We start from the raw sequence: 5190 nt of genomic DNA on the forward strand, positions 1-5190 counted from the left end.
GCCCAGGAGCACGGCGTGCGCCTCGTGCTCGAGGCGCTGCACCCGATGTTCGCCGCGGACCGCGCGGTGATCTCGACCCTCGGCCAGGCGCTCGACCTGGCGGAGCCCTTCCCCGCCGAGACGGTCGGCGTCGTCGTGGACACCTACCACGTGTGGTGGGACCCGGACCTCGAGCGCCAGATCGCCCGCGCCGGCGCGGAGGGCCGCATCGCCGGCTACCAGGTGTGCGACTTCCTGCTCCCCCTCGCCGACGACGCCCTGCTCTCGCGCGGGTACATGGGCGACGGCTTCGTCGACTTCGCCACGATCACGCGCTGGGTCGGGCAGGCCGGGTACACCGGCGACGTCGAGGTCGAGATCTTCAACCAGGCGATCTGGGACCAGCCCGGGGACGACGTCGTCGCGACGGTCGCCGAGCGGTACCGGCGCCACGTCCTGCCGTTCCTCTGACAGCGCGCTGACCTGCGGCGTCACGCCGCATGCCGAGGGCACCCGTGTGTACGTCGAGCCGCAGACCTCGGCCGTGCGGCCGACCGGCGTCGCTCAGCCCGCGAGCGCCGCGCGCAGGAAGGCGATGTCCTCGGCCTGACGCTCCGCCGGCGTCTCGACGACGGCGTCGCAGCCGGCCTCCCGCACGACGTGCGCGATGAGCTCGGCGGGGATGGTCCCCGTCGCGAAGTTGGCGTGGCGGTCGCGGCTGGAGCCGAACTCGTCGCGCGAGCTGTTGGCGTGCACGAGGTCGATGCGCCCGGTGATGGCCTTGACCCGGTCGACGATGGTCTCGAGGTCTTCCCCGGCCGCCCACGCGTGGCAGGTGTCGAGGCAGAAGCCGACGTCGTACCCGCCGATCGCGTCCCACAACATGGCGATGCGGTCGAGCGTGCGCGCGCACGCGTTCTCGCCGCCGGCGGTGTTCTCCACCAGGACGAGCACCGGGAAGGTCGCCCGCTCGAAGGTCTTGCGCCAGTTGTCGACGCCGACGGCGATGTCGTCGCCGTCGCCCACGTGACCGCCGTGGACGATCAGGCCCTTGCCCCCGAGCGCGGCCGCCGCCGCGGCGTGCTCGGCGATCATCTTGCGGCTCGGGATCCGGATCTTGTTGTTCGTCGACGCGACGTTGACCAGGTACGGCGCGTGCGCGTAGACGCCCAGGCCGGACCCGACGACGTCGGCCGCGTCCTCGCGCGGGACGGGCTTCTTCCACCCCTGCGGGTCCGCGAGGAAGAACTGGACCGCCTCCGCGCCCACCTCGGCCGCGGCCGCGACCGGGTCCCCGTCCCGCACGTGCGCTCCGATCAGTGCCATGCCGCCAGGCTAGACGAGCCCACCCGCCGCCCCCACCCCCGGGTGGTCGAGGCCTCGGGGACGACCGGCCGGACGGCAGGTCGGACGGGAGGTCAGACGGCGGCGGCCGCCGCGGCGCCGGCGCGGACGAGGTCCGGCAGGGCCGCGACCAGCGACTCCGGAGTCGGCACCGGCGCGTCCGGGTCGTCCTCGAGGTGGCCCAGCACGATGCCGGCCAGCGCGAGCACGGGGACCGACCAGTCGGCCGTGCGCGTCGAGCCGTAGGGAGCCAGCGCCCGGGTGTCGTGGATGAGCGCCGGGTCGGCCAGCCCTGCGACGACGAACCCGTTGGTCGCCGCACTGATGGTGCGCGCGACGACGTCGTACCCCTCGTCACCCGCGAGCGGCGGCACCAGGCGACGGGCGAACAGGTGCGCGGCCCCCGCGATGATGGCCCGGCCCCGTGCCACGGCGCGGCGCTCGCTGCGCACGAGCGCCTCCGCAAGCGCCGTCCGCAGCTCCTCCGAGGGCACCCCGAGGAAGGCCGCCCGCAGCGCGAGGTACGTCTGGAACTGCGGGGACGCGAAGGTCGCGCCGACGTCGGCGGCGAAGGCCAGGCGCAGCAGCTCGACGAAGAGGTCGTGCCGGCCGGCCGCCGTCGTCAGGTCGGACCACCCCGGGCTCAGGAGCGGCGCCGCCTCGGCCTGCACCTGTTCGCCGATGTGGGGCAGCTCGCTCCCGCGTGCGAGCTGGAGCAGGACGTCGTCGAGGAACGCCTCACGGCTCGGCCAGCGCCGGTAGGCCGACGTGCGCGAGACGTCCGCCGCGCGGATGACCTCCTCGAAGCGCAGCCCGTCGAGGCCGACGGTGATGCCCTGGTCGGCGAGCACGTCGAGTGCGGCGGCGAGCACGCGCTGCTCGGTCTCGGCGTCGCTCATGCGGGGTCGCCGAGCTCGGGTGGGACGTTGACGCGGTGCAGCCACGGTTCTACCTTTGGGACATGGGATACCAAGTGTCAACGCAACGCGGGCGATCGTGATGCCCGCCCACGTCGTCATCGGTCATGCGGCCGCCATCGTCGCACCTCTCGCCGCGCTGCTGGCGCTCGTCTACGCGCTGGTCCCGGCCGCCCGTCACCGCACCCGCATCGCGCTCGTCGTCGTCGCGGCCGTGGCGCTCGCCCTGTGCGCGTGGGCCGGCGACGCGGGCGGCGACCTGCTGGACCGGCTCACGGCGACCGCGCCGCAGCCGCTGCCGGCCGAGGTCCAGGAGCACGCCAAGGGCTCGGACGCCCTGACGGTCTCGGCGTTCCTCATGCTGACCGTCGCTGCCTGGAGCGTGTGGCGACCGCTCCGCCCCGGGCGACCCGGCGCCCGGTCGGCGCGCGTCGCGCGGGTGCTTCTCGTCCTGAGCGCCGCGGCAGTCCTCCTGACCACCGTCACGGTGCTCGTCGCCGCGATGGCCGCGGTGTGGGCGACGCAGCCCGGGTGGCAGTGATGCGCGGCATCCTGCCGGGGGACGTGACCCGGTGGATGTACCGGAGCGGGCGGCCGAACTGGCTCGCGCGGCCCATGAACACGCTGGCCGCGTGGCAGTACCGGCACGGCGTCCTCACGTTCGGCGGCCGCGGCGTCACCCTCGACGTCCGCGGGCGCACGTCGGGACGCGTCGTGTCGCTGCCGCTGGTGCTCGTCCGGCACGAGGGCGAGCGGTACCTCGTCTCGATGCTCGGACCCGACGTCCAGTGGCTGCGCAACGTGCGCGCCGACGGCGGCCGGGCCGTCCTGCACGCGCCGCGTCCCGAGCCCGTGCTGCTCACCGAGGTCCCGGCCGAGGACCGTGCCCCGATCCTGCGTCGCTACGTCGAGCTGGCTCCCGGCGGCCGCCCGCACATCCCCGTGCCGGTGGGCGCCCCGGTCGAGCACTTCGCCGCCGTCGCCGAGCGCCACCCCGTCCTGCGCGTCGACCGCCGACAGGCACCCTGACCTTGCCGACATCCGGCGCGAGGTGGCCGCTCGGGGTGCCCGCAGCACCCGAGCGGCCGTGACCCGTCGCCGCTGCGCCTCGCAATGCGCGGAGCGTGGTGCTCGTGGGGCGGTCGGGTCAGAGGAGGCCGGGCGCCAGGGTGGGGAGGAGGCCGGCGAAGCGCTCGCCGATGTGGCGCTGGCCTGCGGCGTCGGGGTGCAGGCGGTCCGGCAGCGGCATCGCGTCGCTCTCGGCCGGGCCGAACAGCTCACGCCCGTCGAGATACGTCAGGTTCGGGTCCTCGGCGGCGCGCCGCCGCACCACCGCCGCGAGCACCTCACGGATCACGCGCAGGCTCAGCTTGCCCTCGGTGAGCTCCTCGGGCCGGCCCGTCGTGCGGAACACCGGCGCGCTCGCGGGCGAGGCCGGGTCGATCGACGTCGGGCCCGGGCGGTCCTCGACGATCGGGCACAGGATCGGCGAGATGACGACCACCGGCGTCGTCGGGTGCCCCTCGCGGATCGTGTCCAGGAACCCCTCGACGGCCGGGACGAAGGCGCGGCGGCGCATCACGTCGTGGTTGACCACGTTGATGCCCAGCTTGAGCGTGATCAGGTCGGCGGGCTGGTCCCGGATCGCACGCGCGACGAACGGGTCGAGCACCGCGTTGCCGGAGAACCCGAGGTTGACCAGGTCCAGGCCGAGCGCGCGTGCGGCGACGGCGACCCAGGTGCCCGTCGGGCGGTCCGCCGACGCGCCGTGGCTGATCGAGCTGCCGTGGTGGACCCAGCGGGGACCGGGCGCCGGGCGGGGCGGCGCGACGTCGCCGTCGGCCCGGAGCGCGACGAGCGTCACCACCTCCCCGAACGCGGGCCACACCTCGACCTCCGAGGCGCCGGGCGGGAGCTCGAACGCGAGCGTCACGACGGGCGCCGGGGTCCACGTCGCCCGGCGCGTGGCGTAGTCCATCTCGACCAGCCCGTGGCCCCCGCCCGGCACCACCGTGGCGACGACGTCGCCGTCGGCCACGGCCTCCCACGGCTGCGCCGGCGGGACCACGCCGGGCTCGCCGGACGGGCGGTTGACCGAGAGCGTGCGCCGCAGCCGGACGTCGAGCTCGAGCCGTCGCGCCGTGGTGCGCAGCGCCAGGCGCGCGCCCGACGGCTGCTCCTGGGTCATGCGCAGGAAGTCGTCCGGGAGCTGGGCCCGCGCGGCGGCGGGCAGGCGGTGCAGCCGCAGCCCCTCGGCCGTCGGCTCCACCTCCGCGACGCCCCGGATCTCGACCGGTCCGCCGACGAGCGGCACGTCGCGCAGTCCCATGGTCAGGAGTAGATCAGTGGACGTTGCCGTGCTCGCGGAACTCGCGCCAGACGTTCTCGAAGAAGTCGTCGTCCTCGGGCACGGGCCGGCGCGGGCGCCACCGCAGCGTCGTCGTGCCCTCCTCGCCCGCGCCGCCGTCGGGCGACCACGCCGCCTCCTGCACCTCGCCGTCGAGCACACCGCCGTCGAGCCGGAACCGGAAGATCTCCGGCAGGTCGAGCTCGGCGTCGGCGTCGGGCCCGTGGCCGCGCCGCGGCAGGGACCCCTCGGGGTCGGTGTAGAGGACCGACCCGCGCGAGCGCCCGCCGTGCTCGACGTAGTCGACCATCGCGTGCAGGTAGACGTAGGCCGTCGTGAGGATGTCGCGGACCAGGAAGGTGCGGTTGACCGCGCGGCGCGAGCCGCCGTCCGCGACGACGACGTCGGAGTACGCCGCGAGCCACGCCGTGACCTGCGCGAGCGCCTCGCGGACCGAGTCCGGCGAGCGCACCGGCCCGGCCTTCGCGCTCATGAGCACGCCGACGTCGCGCAGCAGGTCACCCGTGTTGTCCGGCGCGCCCGACGCCGCCCGCGCCGTGGCCCGCGCGACCAGGTCGTGCGCGCCCGCGACGGCGGCCGCGG

Annotated in this window: 6 protein-coding genes and 1 pseudogene; 3 read left to right on the forward strand and 4 right to left on the reverse strand. The window is 75.3% G+C overall.

Annotated elements, in window-relative coordinates; all coding sequences use genetic code 11:
* A partial coding sequence (locus IDM29_RS14670) for a sugar phosphate isomerase/epimerase (RefSeq protein ID WP_188037703.1) occupies positions 1–450 on the forward strand: 450 nt, incomplete at its 5' end.
* A 93-nt stretch (positions 451–543) separates the two neighbouring features.
* Here IDM29_RS14670 and IDM29_RS14675 read toward each other — a convergent pair.
* Positions 544–1305 (reverse strand): deoxyribonuclease IV, encoded by a 762-nt coding sequence (locus tag IDM29_RS14675; RefSeq protein ID WP_182112211.1) that lies wholly within the window; start codon positions 1303–1305, stop codon positions 544–546.
* Positions 1306–1397: 92 nt separating this feature from the next.
* Entirely contained in the window at positions 1398–2222 is an 825-nt protein-coding gene (locus tag IDM29_RS14680) for a TetR/AcrR family transcriptional regulator (RefSeq protein ID WP_182112212.1), read from the reverse strand.
* A gap of 100 nt (positions 2223–2322) precedes the next feature.
* Here IDM29_RS14680 and IDM29_RS14685 point away from each other — a divergent pair, with 100 nt between their 5' ends.
* A complete protein-coding gene (locus IDM29_RS14685; protein WP_182112213.1) occupies positions 2323–2781 on the forward strand; it encodes a hypothetical protein in 459 nt (152 codons plus the stop codon).
* Positions 2781–3269 (forward strand): nitroreductase/quinone reductase family protein, encoded by a 489-nt coding sequence (locus tag IDM29_RS14690; protein WP_255491909.1) that lies wholly within the window; start codon positions 2781–2783, stop codon positions 3267–3269. Before IDM29_RS14685 ends, IDM29_RS14690 begins: the two co-directional genes overlap by 1 nt.
* A gap of 118 nt (positions 3270–3387) precedes the next feature.
* Here IDM29_RS14690 and IDM29_RS14695 read toward each other — a convergent pair whose 3' ends face one another.
* On the reverse strand, positions 3388–4569 hold the full coding sequence (locus IDM29_RS14695; protein WP_182112214.1) for a GDSL-type esterase/lipase family protein: 1182 nt from the start codon (positions 4567–4569) through the stop codon (positions 3388–3390).
* Between the two features lie 13 nt (positions 4570–4582).
* Positions 4583–5190 (reverse strand): annotated as a pseudogene (locus tag IDM29_RS14700) (oxidoreductase); the annotation flags it as partial.

This window comes from Actinotalea sp. JY-7885 (assembly GCF_014525465.1).
Classification (GTDB): Bacteria; Actinomycetota; Actinomycetes; order Actinomycetales; family Cellulomonadaceae; genus Actinotalea.